The organism is Stenotrophomonas sp. YJH_SMC_29, assembly GCF_059371235.1.
On sequence record NZ_JCAFUK010000012.1, the window covers coordinates 72,249 to 89,996 of the forward strand.

At 62.0% G+C, this 17,748-nt stretch carries 22 protein-coding genes; 8 read left to right on the forward strand and 14 right to left on the reverse strand.

Translation table 11 applies throughout. The features are described from left to right. Positions 1-1,007: 1,007 nt before the first annotated feature. Both AC5P9I_RS14025 and speA read right to left on the reverse strand, forming a co-directional pair. Entirely contained in the window at positions 1,008-1,328 is a 321-nt protein-coding gene (locus tag AC5P9I_RS14025) for a DUF6122 family protein (RefSeq protein WP_049471484.1), read from the reverse strand. Between the two features lie 37 nt (positions 1,329-1,365). Further along, positions 1,366-3,255, reverse strand: coding sequence for an arginine decarboxylase (gene speA / locus AC5P9I_RS14030; protein WP_049471482.1), 1,890 nt, complete (start codon positions 3,253-3,255; stop codon positions 1,366-1,368). Positions 3,256-3,446: 191 nt separating this feature from the next. On the opposite strand from speA, the gene speE reads away from it, so the two are divergent. After that, complete coding sequence (speE, locus tag AC5P9I_RS14035) at positions 3,447-4,301, forward strand: polyamine aminopropyltransferase (protein WP_049471480.1); 855 nt, start codon at positions 3,447-3,449, stop codon at positions 4,299-4,301. 86 nt (positions 4,302-4,387) lie between these two features. On the opposite strand, the gene AC5P9I_RS14040 is transcribed toward speE, so the two are convergent. Further along, complete coding sequence (locus AC5P9I_RS14040) at positions 4,388-5,293, reverse strand: aspartyl/asparaginyl beta-hydroxylase domain-containing protein (RefSeq protein WP_032954620.1); 906 nt, start codon at positions 5,291-5,293, stop codon at positions 4,388-4,390. A gap of 436 nt (positions 5,294-5,729) precedes the next feature. Here AC5P9I_RS14040 and AC5P9I_RS14045 point away from each other — a divergent pair, with 436 nt between their 5' ends. Then, positions 5,730-6,389, forward strand: coding sequence for an RIO1 family regulatory kinase/ATPase domain-containing protein (locus AC5P9I_RS14045; protein WP_064239412.1), 660 nt, complete (start codon positions 5,730-5,732; stop codon positions 6,387-6,389). Between the two features lie 246 nt (positions 6,390-6,635). Here AC5P9I_RS14045 and AC5P9I_RS14050 read toward each other — a convergent pair whose 3' ends face one another. After that, on the reverse strand, positions 6,636-6,974 hold the full coding sequence (locus AC5P9I_RS14050; protein ID WP_005411374.1) for a P-II family nitrogen regulator: 339 nt from the start codon (positions 6,972-6,974) through the stop codon (positions 6,636-6,638). 155 nt (positions 6,975-7,129) lie between these two features. Here AC5P9I_RS14050 and ubiK point away from each other — a divergent pair, with 155 nt between their 5' ends. Next, complete coding sequence (ubiK, locus tag AC5P9I_RS14055; protein WP_005419983.1) at positions 7,130-7,381, forward strand: ubiquinone biosynthesis accessory factor UbiK; 252 nt, start codon at positions 7,130-7,132, stop codon at positions 7,379-7,381. Between the two features lie 127 nt (positions 7,382-7,508). Next, entirely contained in the window at positions 7,509-7,943 is a 435-nt protein-coding gene (arr, locus tag AC5P9I_RS14060; protein WP_049468960.1) for an NAD(+)--rifampin ADP-ribosyltransferase, read from the forward strand. On the opposite strand, the gene AC5P9I_RS14065 is transcribed toward arr, so the two are convergent. The 3 genes from AC5P9I_RS14065 to AC5P9I_RS14075 all read right to left on the reverse strand — a co-directional run bounded on the left by AC5P9I_RS14065 (position 7,936) and on the right by AC5P9I_RS14075 (position 9,527). Then, entirely contained in the window at positions 7,936-8,382 is a 447-nt protein-coding gene (locus AC5P9I_RS14065; RefSeq protein WP_049468957.1) for a DUF4279 domain-containing protein, read from the reverse strand. The two genes, arr and AC5P9I_RS14065, sit on opposite strands and share 8 nt — an antisense overlap. Before the next feature lie 372 nt (positions 8,383-8,754). Next, positions 8,755-9,288, reverse strand: a complete 534-nt coding sequence (locus AC5P9I_RS14070) for a hypothetical protein (protein WP_235644634.1) — start codon at positions 9,286-9,288, stop codon at positions 8,755-8,757. Between the two features lie 98 nt (positions 9,289-9,386). Then, positions 9,387-9,527 carry a hypothetical protein gene (locus AC5P9I_RS14075; protein ID WP_160314616.1) on the reverse strand — a complete coding sequence of 47 codons (141 nt, stop codon included), beginning with the start codon at positions 9,525-9,527 and terminating at the stop codon, positions 9,387-9,389. 1,210 nt (positions 9,528-10,737) lie between these two features. On the opposite strand from AC5P9I_RS14075, the gene AC5P9I_RS14080 reads away from it, so the two are divergent. After that, positions 10,738-10,878 (forward strand): hypothetical protein, encoded by a 141-nt coding sequence (locus AC5P9I_RS14080; protein WP_176422039.1) that lies wholly within the window; start codon positions 10,738-10,740, stop codon positions 10,876-10,878. 166 nt (positions 10,879-11,044) lie between these two features. After that, positions 11,045-11,869 carry a hypothetical protein gene (locus tag AC5P9I_RS14085; protein WP_049468955.1) on the forward strand — a complete coding sequence of 275 codons (825 nt, stop codon included), beginning with the start codon at positions 11,045-11,047 and terminating at the stop codon, positions 11,867-11,869. 455 nt (positions 11,870-12,324) lie between these two features. On the opposite strand, the gene AC5P9I_RS14090 is transcribed toward AC5P9I_RS14085, so the two are convergent. The 3 genes from AC5P9I_RS14090 to AC5P9I_RS14100 all read right to left on the reverse strand — a co-directional run bounded on the left by AC5P9I_RS14090 (position 12,325) and on the right by AC5P9I_RS14100 (position 14,216). After that, the gene (locus AC5P9I_RS14090) at positions 12,325-12,939 is read right to left on the reverse strand and encodes a hypothetical protein (protein WP_049468953.1); all 615 of its coding nucleotides are present in this window, start codon (positions 12,937-12,939) and stop codon (positions 12,325-12,327) included. Between the two features lie 310 nt (positions 12,940-13,249). Then, positions 13,250-13,615, reverse strand: coding sequence for a hypothetical protein (locus AC5P9I_RS14095; RefSeq protein WP_049468950.1), 366 nt, complete (start codon positions 13,613-13,615; stop codon positions 13,250-13,252). A gap of 55 nt (positions 13,616-13,670) precedes the next feature. Next, positions 13,671-14,216 (reverse strand): DUF998 domain-containing protein, encoded by a 546-nt coding sequence (locus AC5P9I_RS14100; RefSeq protein ID WP_235644902.1) that lies wholly within the window; start codon positions 14,214-14,216, stop codon positions 13,671-13,673. 699 nt (positions 14,217-14,915) lie between these two features. On the opposite strand from AC5P9I_RS14100, the gene AC5P9I_RS14105 reads away from it, so the two are divergent. Beyond that, entirely contained in the window at positions 14,916-15,272 is a 357-nt protein-coding gene (locus AC5P9I_RS14105) for a hypothetical protein (protein ID WP_049468948.1), read from the forward strand. A 45-nt stretch (positions 15,273-15,317) separates the two neighbouring features. Beyond that, positions 15,318-15,836: a hypothetical protein gene (locus AC5P9I_RS14110; protein WP_049468946.1), complete on the forward strand. Its 519-nt coding sequence runs from the start codon at positions 15,318-15,320 to the stop codon at positions 15,834-15,836. Between the two features lie 65 nt (positions 15,837-15,901). Here the strand turns inward: AC5P9I_RS14110 and AC5P9I_RS14115 are convergent, their stop codons facing one another. The 4 genes from AC5P9I_RS14115 to AC5P9I_RS14130 all read right to left on the reverse strand — a co-directional run bounded on the left by AC5P9I_RS14115 (position 15,902) and on the right by AC5P9I_RS14130 (position 17,657). Further along, entirely contained in the window at positions 15,902-16,459 is a 558-nt protein-coding gene (locus AC5P9I_RS14115) for a hypothetical protein (protein ID WP_235644636.1), read from the reverse strand. A gap of 84 nt (positions 16,460-16,543) precedes the next feature. Next, on the reverse strand, positions 16,544-16,915 hold the full coding sequence (locus AC5P9I_RS14120; RefSeq protein WP_049468942.1) for a hypothetical protein: 372 nt from the start codon (positions 16,913-16,915) through the stop codon (positions 16,544-16,546). Positions 16,916-16,976: 61 nt separating this feature from the next. Further along, positions 16,977-17,417, reverse strand: a complete 441-nt coding sequence (locus tag AC5P9I_RS14125; protein ID WP_049441965.1) for an Imm44 family immunity protein — start codon at positions 17,415-17,417, stop codon at positions 16,977-16,979. Positions 17,418-17,459: 42 nt separating this feature from the next. Further along, positions 17,460-17,657 (reverse strand): hypothetical protein, encoded by a 198-nt coding sequence (locus AC5P9I_RS14130; RefSeq protein WP_141098717.1) that lies wholly within the window; start codon positions 17,655-17,657, stop codon positions 17,460-17,462. Between the last annotated feature and the right edge of the window lie 91 nt (positions 17,658-17,748).

Sequence of the window (17,748 nt, forward strand, 5' to 3'; positions counted from 1 at the left end):
CGACCGGTCGCCGTACGCCCAGTAGGCGTCGACATTGGCCAACCAACGGTTGGTACTGCCGGCCGCTGGCCGGCAACCACGTGATCACCGGGAACGCCCTGCGGAAGCCGGCCAGCGGCCGGCTCTACCAGGCGCCAATCCGACCGGTCGCCGTACACCCGGTAGGCGTCAACATCGGCCAACCCAACGATGGGTAGTGCCGGCCGCTGGCCGGCAACCACGTGATCACCGGGAACACCCAGCGGAAGCCGGCCAGCGGCCGGCTCTACCAAGTGCCAATCCGACCGGTCGCCGAACACCCGGTAGGCGTCGACATTGGCCAACCCAACGGTGGGTAGTGCCGGCCGCTGGCCGGCAACCACGTGATCACCGGGAACGCCCTGCGGAAGCCGGCCAGCGGCCGGCTCTACCAAGCGCCAATCCTACCGGTCGCCGTACACCCGGTAGGCGTCGACCTTGGCCAACCTCACGATGGGTAGTGCCGGCCGCTGGCCGGCAACCACGTGATCACCGGGAACGCCCAGCGGAAGCCGGCCAGCGGCCGGCTCTCCCAAGCGCCAATCCGACCGGTCGCCGTACACCCCGTAGGCGTCAACATCGGCCAACCCAACGGTGGGTAGTGCCGGCCGCTGGCCGGCAACCACGTGATCACCGGGAACGCCCTGCGGAAGCCGGCCAGCGGCCGGCTCTACCAAGCGCCAATCCTACCGGTCGCCGTACACCCGGTAGGCGTCAACATCGGCCAACCCAACGATGGGTAGTGCCGGCCGCTGGCCGGCAACCACGTGGTCAGGGAACGCCCTGCGGAAGCCGGCCAGCGGCCGGCTCTACCAAGCGCCAATCCGACCGGTCGCCGTGCATCCGGTAGGTGTCGACATTGGCCAACCCAACGATGGGTAGTGCCGGCCGCTGGCCGGCAACCACGTGATCATCGGGAACACCCAGCGGAAGCCGGCCAGCGGCCGGCTCTACCAAGCGGCAACCGACCGGTCGCCGTGGACCGAGCATCAACGGTGATGCATCCACCAGCAATCAATCGCGTCCAGCACGATGTGGATGATCAAACCGATGCCGAACAACCGCGTTTTCTTCGGCACGCACAGCCCGGCATAGACCGCAATCGCCGGTGCAGTGTGCAGCGGATGGAAACCGATGCTGCAACGGTTGGGCGCGTAGATCGGATCGGCCAGCAGGTGGTCCAGATCGATGATCCAGCCCAGCAACATCAGCAGCCATGCGGAGGCAAAGCGCTTGCGCCAGCACAGCCATGCCAGCAACGCTGGCACGGCTGCATGCAGGAACAGGTGGAAGATCGCGCGCGCGCTCATCGGCAACGGTGGCACCGGGCGGGCCCGGTGCCGTCCATCACACCAGCGGTTCGTCGGACAGGTAGGTGTATCCGGTCAGGCCGGCTTCCAGCGCGTCCGACAGTTCCTGCGCGCGTTCCGGCGACAGCTGCGCCGCAGCCACGCGCTGCGCATAGGTCGCACGCAGTTCGTCCAGGCGGTAACCCACGTAATCCAGCATCACGTCGGTGGTATCGCCGCGGCGCTGCTGGGTGATGGCGTAGCCATCGGCATCGGCCAGCACTTCCACCGCGTCGGTATCGCCGAACAGGTTGTGGATGTCGCCCAGGATTTCCTGGTAGGCGCCGACCATGAAGAAGCCGATGCGGTAGCTCTCGCCCGGCTTCATCTTGTGCAGTGGCAGCGAGCTGTCCAGGCTCTCGTTCTCGACATAGGTTTCCACCATGCCGTCCGAGTCGCAGGTCATGTCGGCGATGATGCCGCGACGGTCCGGAGCTTCGTCCAGGCGCTCGATCGGTACGATCGGGAACACCTGGTCGATCGCCCACACGTCCGGAATCGATTCGAACACGCTGAAGTTGACGAAGTACTTGTCGACCAGTCGCTCGTTCAGTTCGTCCAGCACCGGGCGATGGCTCTTCTCGTCGTAGCTCAGGCGCGCACGCACGCCGTGGGCGATGGCGTAGAACAGGTCGTCGATGCGCGCACGCTGCGGCAGGTCGATCTGGCCCAGCGCGTAGCTGGCCAGGCCTTCGGCATGGAAATGCTGCGCCTCCTGGAACAGTTCCACCGCCGGGCGCACGTCCAGCTCGTCGTGGATCTCGCGCAGGTGGCGGATCGCGGCCGGCTCGTCGTCGTGCTGGTCCGGCACGCGGCCTTCCTGCGCTTCTTCCACTTCCGACACATTGGCGATCAGCACCGCGTGGTGCGCGGTCATTGCGCGGCCGCACTCGGTGACGATGCGCGGCGGGGTCAGGCCGAACTCTTCGCAGGCATTGGCCAGCGGCTGCACGATGTTGCTGGCGTAGGAATGCAGGCCGTAGTTGATCGAGCAAAAGCTGCGCGAACGGGTGCCTTCGTAATCCACGCCCAGGCCGCCGCCCACATCGACGTGGGTGATCTTCGCGCCCAGGCGCGACAGCTCCACGAAGTAGCGGGTGGCTTCGCGCATCCCGTTGGCGATGTCGCGCACGTTGGAGATCTGCGAGCCCATGTGGAAGTGCAGCAGGTTCAGGCAGTCGGCGTACTCGGTATCACGCAGCGACTTCCACAGGTCCAGCAGCTGGCGCGGCGACAGGCCGAACTTGGCCTTGTCGCCACCGCTGTTCTGCCACTTGCCGGCGCCCAGCGAGGCCAGGCGCATGCGCACGCCCAGGCCCGGCTTCACGTCCAGCGCCTTGGACTCTTCCAGCACCAGCTTCAGCTCGGACGGCTTCTCGATGACGATGAAGGTCTGCAGGCCCAGCTTGCGGCCGATCAGGGCCAGGCGGATGTACTCGCGGTCCTTGTAACCGTTGCAGACGATCAGGCCACCCGGGCGCGACAGCGCCAGCACGGCCATCAGCTCGGGCTTGCTGCCCGCTTCCAGGCCGAAGCCTTCGCCGTGGTGGCTGGCCAGGGTGCCGGCCACGCCGCGGGTCTGGTTGACCTTGATCGGGTACACGGCGGTGTAGCCGCCGCTGTACTCCCAGTCCTGCTGGGCCTGGGCGAAGGCCGCCTGCAGCTTGCCCAGGCGCTGGCCGAGGATGTCCGGGAAGCGCACCAGCAGCGGCAGCTTGGCACCGGCCGCGCGCGCAGCGTCCACCACCTTGGGCAGCGATACCACCGGGCCGTCCGCCCCGGTCGGTCTCACCACCATGTGCCCGGCCTGATCCACGTCGAAGTAACCATCCGCCCAATGCGGGATCGAGTAGGTCTTGCGGGCTTGGTCGAGGGACCAATCGGTCATTTCAGTCGGCCTTGTTGGCAATAAAAGGGGGGGCATGATAACGCCTATATGCCCACAGGTTCGTTATCATGCGCGCCCGCGCCCGTGACAGGTTCCAACCTGAACGGGCCGATCCGTCCGGATGTGGCATCTGTGCCACGCGGCCCCGCCCGCCAGCCCGGCTCCACCCCTCCGAACAGGACCGTTTTCCCATGACTGACAGCAACAACTGGTACATCGAACACTTCGAGCGCACCGGCTCGGCCATCGGCTACCGCATCACCGGCAAGCTGGACGAGGTGCAGTCGCCGTTCCAGAAGATCGAAATCTTCCAGACCACCGACTGGGGCAACCTGATGACCATCGACGGGGCCATCATGCTGACCAGCAAGGACAATTTCTTCTACCACGAGATGATCAGCCACCCGGTGCTGTTCACCCACGCCGCGCCCAAGCGCGTGGTGATCATCGGTGGCGGCGACTGCGGCACCCTGCGTGAAGTGCTCAAGCACAGCGGCGTGGAGAGCGTGACCCAGTGCGACATCGACGAGCAGGTCACCGTGATGGCGCGCAAGCACTTCCCGGAACTGTGCGACTCCAACGATGACGCCCGCGCCGAGCTGCTGTTCGATGACGGCGTGGCCTACATGGCCAACTGCCCGGCCGGCAGCGTGGACGTGGTGATCGTCGATTCGACCGACCCGGTCGGCCCCGGCGAAGGCCTGTTCAACAAGGCCTTCTACGAGAGCTGCTTCAAGGCCCTGAAGGACGACGGCATCCTGGTGCAACAGTCCGAGTCGCCGCTGATGCAGCTGGAACTGATCAACGAAATGCGCACCGAGATGGGCAAGGCCGGCTTCGGTTCGTTCAAGACCCTGCCGTTCCCGCAGCCGTGCTACCCCACCGGCTGGTGGAGCGTGACCATGGCGCGCAAGGGCGACAGCAGCTTCGACTTCCGCCAGGCCGACTCGGCCGCCAAGACCTTCAACACCCTGTACTACACTGCCGCGCTGCACACCGGCGTGCTGGTGACCCCGCCGTTCGTGCAGGCGGCATTGAAGGGTTGATCCAAACAAAAACCCGCGCTGGCGACAGCGCGGGTTTTTTCATGCTCCGGTAGTGCCGGCCGCTGGCCGGCAACCTCATGTAACGATCAAAGCGCCCAGATACCGGCGATCACCGCCACCACCAGGCCCCACTTGATCAGCTGGTAGGCTACCACGCTGCGCTCGCGCAACGCCTTGGCCTTCAGGCGCACCTTGTAGACGCTGCCAAAGGCCTTGTTGACGCCGCCGGTCGGGTCACCCGGCAGGTTCGGCGATGCACCACCGGCCAGCAGCGTAGCCGCCACCGCGCGGTTGAACAGCCCCGGCAGGCCGAAGCGCAGCGGACGGGCGATATCGCAGAACAGGATCACGCGGTCCTGCTGCGTCTCGTTGTGCGCATGGTGGATGTAGGTCTCGTCGAACATCATCCACTCGCCGTCGCGCCAGCTCTTCTTGATGCCGTCCACTTCGATGTAGCAGGCATCGTCGTTGGGCGTGCTCAGGCCCAGATGCAGGCGCAGCGAGCCGGCGAACGGGTCGCGGTGCGGGCGCAGCTCGCTGCCCGGTGGCAGCTGCGCGAACATCGCCGCACGCACGTCCGGGATCGACTCGATCAGCGCCGTGGTCTTCGGGCACAGCGTCTTCGCCGACGGATGCGACGGGCCGTACCACTTCAGGTAGAAGCGCTTCCAGCCACGACGGAAGAACGAATTGAAGCCGGCATCGTTGAACGTGCTGGAGGCAGCGATCTTCTGCGCGTCGCGCAGCGCCAGCGCCTCGTCGCGGATCATCTGCCAGTTCTGGCGCAGCGGCTCCAGCTGCGGAAACTCCTTGCCCGGGTCCAGGAACGGCGTGGTCGGCACCTTCGAGAACATATACATGACCACGTTGATCGGGGCCATGAAACTGGAATGGTCCAGCAGCTGGCGCGACCAGCGCGCGCGGACCTTGCCACGGAAGTGGATGTACAGCACGCAGGCCACGAACAGCGCTGCAATGACGATTTTGATGATCAAAGCACTTTCCTCCAGCCGCGGCCGGAACGGGAAACGGGGCGATGCACGGCCTGGCGGCCAGCACCGGTGGGGAACGCGGCAGGGGACGGGGACGTGCCGGAGGGGGGCGGCCGCCGATGTCGCGGGTTAACAGCTTATGGTCGGCAGGGCGTGCGCCGGGGTCAAGCCGGACGTGCGTGGCGTTCAGCGCGCCGCCGATGAATGGGCTGGACGTGCGCCCAACTCATTGACCCAGCGGGGCAAACCTTATAAGTGAGACGGAATTGTCCGATTCTGCGTGACGAACTGTTCCAGCCACGACCCCGACATTTCTCTGACAAATCGTGGAATAGCGAACTGGCGAGTACTAAAATTAACGAAAACTTAGTAACTCCCTGTAACACCGGTTCGCTTGACGCATTGCGCCACCCACCGGGTCGTCCGAGACCCCGACATGTATCTTCCTGCCCTGCCCCCCTCCTCCTGCGCCGATGGCGCCACCTCCCCGCTGCTGCTCAAGCGCGGCGAGCGTTTCCTGGCCCCCGACGTCTACCGCACCTGCCTGGACGGGCGCGAGGCGGTCATCAAGGACTATTCCCGCTACCGCGGCACTCCCGTTTCGCTGATCGCGCGACTGATGGTGCGCCGTGAAGCACGCATGCTGCAGCGCCTCGGCGGCTGGAAGCATGCCCCCGCGCTGCTCGGCACCCTCGGTGGCCTGGCGCTGGGCATGGAGTTCATCCCCGGCCAGACCCTGAGCACCGCGCAGGCCGTCGGCAATGAAGTGTTCGAGCAGCTGCAGCACGCGCTCAGCCGCCTGCACGCCGCCGGCATCACCCACAACGACCTGCACGGCACCAACGTGGTGGTGAGCGGTGGCGTACCGGTGCTGCTGGACTTCACCTCGGCCTGGCGCGCGCCTCGCTGGCTGCGCCGCAATCCACTGAGCCGGCAGATGCGCCGCAGCGACATGAAGAACCTGCTGAAGATCCGCCAGCGCGTGACCGGCCAAGCGCCGAGTGCCGCGCAGGCCGCACTGGTGGCCGACCCGGGCTGGGTCGCCGCCGTGCGGCAGGGCTGGAAGCGGTTCTATAAGTGGGCGAAGCGCCGGTAAGCGCCGCGTCTTTCGGGCGCGATTGATCGCGCGATCGGATGGGACAACGTCGTTGGGGCTGGACGCCCCGACGGGGATGATGCCTCGGCGGCAGCGTGCGCCCGACCAGGTAGAGTCGACTGTTAGTCGACTGCTCTTCGTTCCGAAGCCGGAAAACCCCGCGCTACGCGCGCAAGTCGACTAACAGTCGACTCTACCTCGTCGCATTCCGGCACCCCTGTCGTGTGCCGGCAGCCCGCGGCGCGCTTACAACGCGTCAGCGTCCAACTCACCGGTACGGATGCGCACCACGCTGCCCAGGTCGTACACGAACACCTTGCCGTCCCCAATCTTGCCGGTGCCGGCGGCCTTCACGATGGCCTCAACCACCGCCTCCACCTGGTCATCGGTCACCGCCACTTCCAGCTTCACCTTCGGCAGGAAATCGACCACATACTCCGCGCCACGGTACAGCTCGGTATGGCCCTTCTGGCGACCAAAGCCCTTCACTTCCGTCACCGTGATCCCGGTGACCCCACGCTCGGCCAGCGCTTCGCGCACGTCGTCGAGCTTGAACGGCTTGATCACCGCCATGACCATCTTCATCGTCTATCTCCTGTCTTCCGGCGTGGAGGATAGCGCCTGAACGCGGCCCGTGCGAAGCCGCTGCCGCCTGTCCGGGCAGTGGGTGCCGGCAGTATCCTTGTGCCCGACTGGCCTGCCCGCGCCGGATGCACGGGCCCACCCCCACGGAGCACCCCATGATCGACCTGAATCAAATCGATGACCTCGCCCGTCGCCTCAGCGACCTGGTGCCCCCGGGCCTGCGCGAATCGCGCGAGGAACTGCAGGCCACCTTCAAGAGCGCGCTGCAGGCGGGGCTGGCCAAGCTGGACCTGGTCACCCGCGAGGAGTTCGAAGTGCAGCGCGCCGTGCTGCTGAAGACCCGCCAGAAGCTGGACGCACTGGAAACCGCCGTGCGCGAGCTGGAAGGGCGCGGCGCCGCAGAATGAAAAAAGGAGGCGCACTGCGCCTCCCGTTTACAGATTATTTCCCGGATGGGGCCTTGCAGCAAGGCCCACCGGGCGCCCTAGACTCGCCGGCCTGTCGATCCGGCAGGACACGCAGGGGGCAGTGCCGATGGCGCAGGACACCGAATGGACACCCGTTTCGCATGACACCTGCGACCAGATCGCCGGCCCGTTCTATCACGGCACCCGCGCTGACCTGGCCGTGGGCGACTTGCTGAGCGCAGGCTTCCGCTCCAACTATCGCGACAGCGTGGTGATGAACCACATCTATTTCACCACGATCGCCAAAGGCGCCGGGCTGGCTGCGGAGATGGCCCGCGGTGAGGGGCGGCCGCGCGTGTATGTGGTGGAGCCGACCGGGCCGTTTGAAGACGATCCGAATGTGACCAACAAGAAGTTTCCCGGGAACCCGACGCGGTCGTATCGGAGTGCGCAGCCGTTGCGGGTGGTTGGGGAGATTGTGGAGTGGGAGCTCTACGACGCGGAGTTCGTTCGGCAGTTGAAGGCGTTTGTTGCTTCGGGGAGTGGGGAGATCATCAATTGATGGCCTGCTGGCGTTGGGCGTCGCGCACCTCTTCATCGGCTTCATAGATGTCCAGCCCGAGCTCAATGCCGCGCTCACCCAAGGCGAGCAGCGCGCGAGGCGAAAGTGAGACACCACCGTTGCTGCTGCCCATGAAAAGACCACAGAACAGATCAGGTCGGAAGCGTGCCAGAGACTGCCATACGGCGAGATCGCCGGTGAGCTGATCGAGGATTTCGAAGATCTGAGCGTCCAGATCTTCAGGCTCACGACGCTCCGCATCAAGTTGCCAGCGGCCAGTCCTGGCGATACGCACGGTGCCTGATTGGTTGCCTCTGAGTTCCTGGCCCTTGTGATGCGAAGCGGTCGGGGTCGCTCCGAGCAAGGCACTGACTTCTTCGGGCAGAAGGTCGTCTCCGAAGAATCTGAGGGTTACCAGGGAATGATCGAATGCTGGCACGGGAATCCAGTTGTCCTTTTCGGAATCTTTTCCAATCGACACGTCTCATCGACGTCAGGTCAGCTATCAGCCAAAAGCAGGCACTCAGATGATTTGTAGTTGTCCACAGTAACCTTGGCGTTTCGGTGTCCTGGTGGGTGTGAGCCTACTGGTGCACCTTAGGACGAGGCGGAGTTGGTCCCGGTTGGAGAGTCAGACGTGATGATCTACGTAGCTCCGAACGTGACAGACAGAGCAGGATTTTATCCACTCCTCCATGTAGTGCTGGCGTGCTCATGTGCACGCCCATGGCGGGGGACGTTTAGCGACGGGGTTGCTTGCCCGCGACGGTGTGTCCGAGTTGGACCTAGCTCTGTAGGCTTCCTGTAGGCTTCAATTGGTTGGTCCACCGTGACCATTGAGCGGCCCTTTGAGGTCGTACTCATTGACCGGGTGGCCGGCGGTGTTGAGCGTCGGATGCTGCCTTACATGGACAAGGCGATTGACAACCAGGTGATCGATACCGGCCGCAACATCGCGGGGAGGTAGGGACATGGCCTCCACCAGCTTCCGGTGGGAGATGAGCGTCTTGGAGCTGCCCTTCGAGCGGCTCTCGAGGAGCTTCAGGTAGATCTTGAACGCAGCCAAGACTGTCACGCCTCGATTTGGCAACTGCTGCATGGCCTTGGTTGCAAGATCCACTGGCACCTTGGTCCAGCGCGTGTTCTCCGCACTTGGGACCTGAGTGAAGCGATTGCGATAGCCGCTGTTGTCAAAATTCAAAACGCCTCTGTCCGCCAGAGTCTCCACAGCTGGCAGGAGCATTGGACGGGACAGGCCCGTCAGGTGAATCAGGCGATCATTCGTGATTTCGCTTGATCGGGTAGTGAAGTCCACCTCGATCGCTACCGCGATGAAGACCTTCATCGCAGCGATGTGCCTCCCGGTCAGCTTGTTGGCTCCGCCTCGTAAGGGGCCCAGGGCCAAGGGCCCTACAGGCCATGAAGGGAAGCTGCCCCAGGCGCTCACTTGCCCTCCTTATTACGGATGACCTTGCCGAGGATATGAAGGACCTTCCAAGCCACTGCAAAAGCGCAGAGAGCCAGGACAAAAATTGCGCATGCGGCCGGGTTGATGGCGCCAAACTGCTGGACGAGCTGTTCCACATGAATGTTCCACGAGATGGGGAGTGCTTTAAATTAGAAAGCAGGCTTGATGGATCATCTAGATAGAGCGATCATCGATATCGTGCGAATAAGAAGCTCAAACCCTTGGTAAATAAGGGTTTTATGGGATCACTCGGCGGAAAAACATAGTAAACGAGAAAGCATCAGATGGCCCGGTCGTTTACTGTCCAAGCCCCCGGAATCCCCGAAATGCGCAAAATTTGCTCCCCACATCTGGTCGACGGCGGCCTCCCAGCAGCCGGCAGCGGGCCCAGGGGGTGGCGCAAATTGCTTCATGCCTACTGCCGATGTCCGCCCCCAGCACCTCCTGGCGCAACTCAATTGACACTGTTTGAGGCGGAAGGGCAAAAGCTGTGGTAGGAAATTCCTGACTGGATTTTGCCCAAATCCGGCTTCAGCAAGGAATTTTCGCTGACGATTGCGCAAATTGAGCGCTTTTGGAGGAATTTATCTCGGATGTTTGCCGACTTTGGCCGGACTTCGGCGAGGATCGCCACTCGCACTGGCCAAAAGTAATACCCCGTCCGAATGGCCCTAGGACGCGCTGTGTGCAATTCCAAAGCAATTGCTAATCAGGATAAGTTGGCGGGGCTGAAATCGCCGCCACGGGCCAAATAGACGGCTTAACGTTAAGATTTCTTCTCGACTTACCGAAATCGCTTGACTGAACCGAGTCGCCTCGGTTAATGTTCGGTCAAGGGTGTGATACGCCCACGAAAAAACCCCCGCTGTTTAGGGCGAGGGTCAGTTCTTTAACAATGTAGACGTCACCGAGGGTCGCGTTGGCGCGCGATTCCTAGGTAACAAGGCCGGGGACAGGAGCGAGTGCCAGAGGGGACTCACCTGTCAGGCTGCCAAGTACCGTCTTGTCGTTTGGCTTCGACTGGACAATGGTTCCACGGTTGACCGAAGTGTGTCAATAACACGCCCGGGCGACCTGGAGCTCTCTTGGCGAGACCGCGCTCCTCTCACCTTCTCCGAAGGAGAGAGCTATGCGTACCAAGAATGTACCGGTACGTGCTTACACCCGCCGTCGATTCGGCCGTGTGGAACACGTCATCCGTCATTACCGCTCCCATCCGCGCCGTTAAGGGCTGATAGGAAGGCCCCGGACCCAGTCATTGGGTCCGGGTGCCCAGGACTTGGAGCAGAGCATCTTCTGGAGAGATCTCGCAAAAAAGGATCAGATATGTCCAGTAAGAAGGGCCCCGCGGACTTCCGCAGCTCGGAGACTGGCCGGTTTGTGACCGAGCGCTTCGCGGAGAACCACCCGCGCACCACTCAGAAGGAACACAACCGTCCGCCGCCGCCGCCCACCAAGAAGAAGTGATGATGAATGAAGGGCCCGCATTGCTGCGGGCCCTTTTTTTTGGACTGCGGCTCACGCAGGCGCAACTACAGCAGTTGGATGTCTTTCCCGCTCGGGACGGTCGAACCTGGTCAAAGTGATCAGTCCCGCCTTTACCATCCACGAAACCAGCCAATGGACTGCCTCAATGCCCATCAAACAGACGCGCGGCCCTCAGGTCGGGAAGTGCAACATCTGTGGCGAGGTCGGCCCGCTGACCGTGGACCACTGTCCACCCAAGGGATGGGCCCCGCGCGTTCCACTGCGTGTCTCCGAAGTGATGGCTCCCTATCGCGACGGGTCAAAATTCCGGTACCAGAAGTTCAACAATGGCGTTCAGTTCAGATCGCTCTGCGAGCGTTGCAATCGAGACATCCTCGGTACCCGCTACGATCCTGAATTGATTTCTTTGGTGGAGAAGGTGACGGCGCTAACCACGTCAGTACTTCACATTCCGGCTCTCCAGTACGTGCGCTTACGACCCCAACGCATCATGCGCTCGGTGATCGGCCACCTGTGTTCCCAAGGCGTTGATCGTTTCCACAAGGGGGAACTGACAGAGGTGCTGAAGAACTATCTTACCGATCCCACGGCAAAATTCCCCAACTCCCTGAGTCTGTGCTACTGGCTCTTCCCGCATCCAGGCGTCGTGCTGACCAGGGACTACTCCATCACACGTCTGGGATGCGGTAGCGCGAGCATGCTCTGGATCATGAAGTGCTTCCCGCTGGGGTTCGCACTGATCAATAGAGGGTACGCGTTTGACGGTGTGCCCCCTCAAATGGTGATGGACGACTTCGGGGATCTTGGTGACGATGATCAGGCTGAGCTTCCGATCGCGCTCATCAACTACCCCCCGCGCCACTTCCCCGAGCACCCAAGCAGCAACTCGGCGATCTTTGCAGGGCCTCAGTCCACTATGGCAAACGCCAGTCCTCCCAGGCCAGTAGACCTTTCCAGGATAAAGAAGTAGCAGACTGCGGCGCAGTCCTGAGCTCCAGCTCAAGCCATGAAGGACTAATGGAAGGTCGTACTGCGATGAGCCGCCCCGTGGTCGCCACTGTTCCGCATGTCTGACAGTGCAGTGGTTAGGTCAGTGTGGACGAGGATCCGAAGCCCTGCCTAAGCTCAGCCGGCATCACCGGAAGGCAGAGGCTGAGCGCGGAACCGTGGCCTAATTACTAGATTTCTGGCTGCAGCCTGAAATCCGCTCGGGGAATTTCTGAAGCAATAAGTACTGTGAATCGCCCAGGTTCATGTAGACAATCGCAACCCGCCCCTTGGGTGACCGCTTCCGGCCAGAAGCAGACCTCGGCCGATCAGCGTCGGAAGACTGACTCAGGCTAGCTTGTCTCGCAGTGGCCAGAAGCAGAAATCCGTGAAGCTCCAACCGAGCCGAGCCGCTACAGGGGATTCGTCTCGAACGAATCACATTTCGGGTTGGGAAGTATCCAAACTTTCAACTGCACGCTGCCCCGACTGTGCCGTACCAAAGTCGAACTCTGCAGGAGCCACCGCAATGCAATTGAGCTGGCGCTCCAATTCACGAAGCCGGTTTGGGCCACCTTGGGTGGAGGCTAGAAAGACTCGAACAACGTGCGGATTCTGCAGCAACTCTCTGATGACCGATGCAAACATTGACTTCCGTGCAAGATGCAAGTCTTGAGCGTCCTCTATGAATGCGGCATTCCAACCGATGAGAGTTTCGTTCGGAAATTGCCCTGGCGGTGCGGAAGCAAGAGTTGCCATGAGCTGGTTGTACAGCGCGGCCAGATAGCCCCATTGTGCTGCGAACCTAGTGTAGAACGCTGCGTACGCACCGGCAAAGATGGCGCCGAACCATGGGATCATTTGCCCAATCTCGACTTTGAGCTGGGCTGCAGAGAAAACAAGCTCCGTGCCGGCCGCAAAGTACGACTTGATTGGGAGCACGATCGCACAAATTAGCGATGTCACCCAAAGCGACCGCAACAGTACAGCCGTGCCGCCGTTGGGTCTGTTCCGCAGAAAAAACTCACCTGCAAGAAAACTCACTGTCGACATAGTCTCTTCTCCCGCCAAACCATTTGATGGACGCTCCCCCCTGGGAGTTTGGCTATGCCACCCACGCCCCTCGAAAGGGTTCGCCCCCCCCTAGCACAGCTCGATACTAGGCGGATTGTGACCTATTCACAATCCGTTGCAACGCCTGAGAATGACTAACCTGCATTGCAAAGGCCGTAAGCCGCCGTTGTCATATCGAAGAGGAAATGGACCGTAGTGTGCGTCCGCTTCCGGCCGAGAGCGGACGCTCGCAGTGCCTCGAACCGGCCCAAGAATCTGCGTGGCCTAGAACGAAGTATCGGGCCGAACCCTACTTGAACATCTCCAACAGATCATTGTCTTCATGCCGCTGCTCCCACGTGGAGAGAAAACAGAAGCTCACACCACTTCGCATGGCAGCCTTCTGAAATCCGGCCAACTCTTCCTTCGTGATCGGGTACTCAACCGGATCAAAGTGCAGAATCCCCCACGGCTTGACGAAAGAGAACCCGGGCAGGAGTTCCAAGAAGATCGCCTTGAGCAGGGGCCGGATATTCGAAAAGTCCTTGATCGGACCCGCGCGATTGCCAAGGGCATGACACTGGCGACGGATGGTCCTGTCTCCACCCACCACGCGCGCAATGAAGTGATCCTGGTGCACTCGAACGTAGATCAGCTGACGGCGAAAGATCCTCATCCCCTTCTCAACCCCACACGCTCAATGGTCGTCCATGTGCCTGCACGCCCGCCCATCAATGCGCAGACTGCACCTTCAGCGCGCTTGAACCTCTTCGCAGCAGGTACAGCGCCACCAGGAATGGCCACAGCGAGTTGATCGACGAGAACAGGCGCTGTGTCAGCCCCCTGAACCCCTCCGGGTCCGCTCCCACCACGTTCAACCAGAGATAGACGATGCCCGCGATGCTCACCGCAGCGGTCACGGCGTACGCCCTTCGGTTGGCAGACCACGCGCTCAGTTCGATGTGCGACATCGCAGGTGCAATGATGTTTGCGATACCGATGGTGTAGAAGCCGTGCATCGGATGGCCCATGGGCCAGAGCCCGTTGGTCAGCATGGAAATGCCAAAGACCAACCAGCAGATTGCACCTACGGCAATCCGCCGGCCGGACTCCCGCCATACGCCGATGGAGAACGCCACGAAGCCGACACCGGAGCCGATGGCGGCGATCCTGCCGCAGATGCTTGCAAGCATTGGCGCCTGCAGCAGCTCGCTGGCGTGCTGCGCAAGCGGGTTGTAGCCCGGCGCGAGCACGGCGGCAACGCTGGTCCAGAACAGGAATCACGGAAGCGGGACCAGACCCGCGCAGAGAAGCAGTCGGCTGCGGCGTGACACGTGCAGTGGTCCTTGTTTGGCCTGCGCCAGTGAGTGGAATCCAGTCGAACGCTGCCGAACCTTCCTGCTGCGGGCAGGACGATCTTCAGTGACTACAGCAGTAGTCAGATTGCGCGCGGTGCTCGGTAGGTTCAATAGGCAAGAAGTCACTTAAACCATCCAGCGGGTGTCGCAGCGGTTCAGTTGCATGAGCGATCACACATGTCCGATGGGCGAGTGCTGTCGCATTTGCCGCGCCTTGCATCTCCAACGGAAGGTTCTGACGACTCCGTCCCAGAAGTGCCGCTCCGCCTAGTACGCCAAGGCTCTCGCCCCTTTCCACGCTATGCGACAATGCCAAAAGCGTCTCGGGTTTTGGCGGCATTGCCCCTACCCGTTGGCATTCCGAACAACAGCAGGTAATCGTTACTGCGCCACCGTGCATCGGTGGTCGGGACTCGAAAGCCCGTTTTGTTGGGAAGTAGTTTGCGCTTGCCAGCCGGCACCACCGCGCGTGGTGCCGGCTGGCAATCCGTCTGCCGGCTATGGCGGGCGGGGCGTGGGGGTCTTGTACCCGCCGGTTCCCAACATCCGGTTTTCGAGCCACGCTCTGCCCGCCACCTTTATCGGTGGCGGCTTCTGCCTGCATGCACGGAGCCTGCCATGACCACGCCGCACTCCCCTCCCCCGCGCCCGATCCAGCAAGCGCCCTCGGCCGCTCCGGCCCTGGACCCCAACAGCCTCATCGCCATCCTGCACGCCATCGGCGCGGGCGCTGCGGCCGACGGCCAGCCCTGGCCCGAGCGGCACCATCTACGCAGCCGGCAGATGGCGTTGTCCGACGCCGACTGCGCGCTCACCGGCCAGCGCATCGTGCAGGAGATCCTGCTGGCGGCCGAGCGCACGCGCCAGAACGGCGAGCCGGACCAGTACGTGGGCGACCGGGTGATGGAGGGGCTGGTGATGGCCGATCTGGCGCTGACCGCCTTCATCCACGAACGCATGCGACCCAAGGACTGAGCGCGCTTATGGCGCGGACCTTTCTGCCTGTGTGCGGGGTGACGAATGAAGATGCACGGCCTTGCCGCTGCGGTGGTGTGCATCGCGGTGATCGGCGCGATGTGGGTGGAGTGGCCCGAGCCCGCGGGCGAGCAGGTGTGGGCCTACCAGAAGCTACGGCCGGCCGATTACCGCCTGCTGCACAGTGATGCGCTCGGCTTCGTGACCGCGAAGGCCCACGAGGGCTTTGAACTGCAAGCGCGCCATGCCGGGGCGACGTCCTTCGAGATCCGCTGCAAGGGCGTGCTGGTGATGGAGGTGGAGAACGCGCCGTCGCGTGTGTTGATCCGCATGCCTGCCGATGCCCGCTGGCGGGCACCGGATATCGAACGGCTGCGCATCAGCTTCGAGCGTTGGCTGGATCTGCACCAGAGCCAGGGGCGGTTGCTGGTGGAAAGCGCGGGGCCTTCGTGGGTTGAGGCGCGGTTCGGGCGCTTCAATGGGTTGGTGCTGGATGAGCAGCGGTGTCTGTCTGGGGGCGCCAGCCCACCGCCAGGCCGCTCCCACCAATTACCTCAGCGCTGAAGTGCCCTCGTAGGCTGATGCTCACGGTTGCGCTGTGCCTGCACCGCATGCGGCACAGCAACTGGTCAGGGGCCAAACCCTAGCGCCATCGCAACCACTTTCCCATCCCGAACGTAGAAGCAAATGCTCGATCCACCTTCCGAGAACCCACAAGTGCGCTCGACCTTGAAGCTGCCCAGCGTTGCCTGCTCTGTGTCCATCTGGCCATGCGCGCCTGCTGCGCTGGCGGCCTTGGACGCCCGGTCACCCATGGCAACGCCTTTCAGCTTCACGCCCCGCAAGCTCTCGGTTCTGCCTGCAGCAGGTTGTCCCGCGCTGATCGATGAAACGCGGATCTCATCAATGGTTCGGAACTCCGGAGCGACGTCAGGGTTGGAGGTGATCAGCACCTCCAATCGGGTAGTGGGATCCAGGTATCTACGCCGTATCAGCCCTGCCGCGTCCATGACCATCTCGCCATCACCATAGCGGCGCAGGACATCCCGCTCGCTGTAGACATGCGGGATGAAACTTCCATCGCGGAAGGCTTTCGATACAAAGTCCACACGTGGACTTCCTGCGGGAAAGCCTGCAGCTGCAGGCAACATACCCAGCGCAATCAAAATGAATCTGCGTGTCTTCATGACAACTTCGTCCATCCATCTGAAGGAATGATCACAGGACATTGGTGACTCATGCGCGGATAGCCCATTCGTTCCAGAGGCGTATCACCATTCCGGGTGATAGCAGTCCTTGTACTCGTCTTGAATCAGTCCTTGGTTCACATAGCGCCCCAGACTGGTCCTCAGCACGTCCCGCGCGAACCTCAAGGCACCGTCAACCGAATCAAACGTCCACTCGGTACCAAAGGGATGATCCGGATCCACCGCCTCGAACTCGTACACGTCGATGAAGCCAGGCGCTCCATTGTCAAACACTTCGCAAAGACGAACTCTCCAGGCGTTCAGATTGGCCTGCTCAATGGAGACAAAGCGAATCACACGCTGATCCAACTCATATCGATCGGGGAGCAGCTGCTCGACATCGCGGCCCGCCGAAAGATTGCCTGTTACATCCAGAACACAAAGATAGCGCTGCAATGGCCCCCCATTCCGTTGAGAAAACTGACCAGCCAACAAGCATCGGTGACTTCCGGAGCGACTAGGACGCCTCGCCCGAGGCATAGTGCCATGCACCCGACGATTGGCCGTTGTAACGGCTATCGATGTCCTCCAGCCATACCTTCAGATCCATCAGAAACCTTGCATGGTCGAAGTCCTTGAACTTCACCCTGCCCAGTTGCTCCGCCAACTGCTCAAGCAATTCGCGGGAGACATACCGCATTTTCTCCTTCATCGAGAGCGGAACGATGGTCGGCAGGTCAAGCATCACATCGGTATAGAACTCCGCCTTCTTTCGTCGAAACTGCACTCTTCGCTTGAAATCCAGCTCGGGATCTCGACACACGAAAAGCAATGCCACAGAAGCCACTTCGTTCCCGTAGCTCCTGGACTCGAATGTGGCGGAGCGCTCTACGTAATGACTTTTTATCCTGCCAACATGCGACTCCCAGTCGCAGTCCGCCACGAAGTTCAGTTTCATCAGTCCCACGCTCCATGTCAGTGCTGCGCGCGCATCCCGCACCTATTCGAGCAGGTCGTGTAGATCGATGCCAGACGGATTCACCAGGCGCTTCTCGCGACCCACATGGTGAAGCTCGAAGGTGCCTTTCTCTGAATCGATGACACGGGTGCCATCAAGCACCGCCAGAAACCCGAAGACCGCCGAACGGGCAGCTTCACCGGCAACGGCTCGCAACATGTCGGCTTCTACAGCGGACAAGCTGTTGAACCATTCGACCGTGCCAACAGGTCTGGGGCCACCCGATGGCCCGGTGGATACGCCAGGTTCGAGATCGTACTACCCACGGATG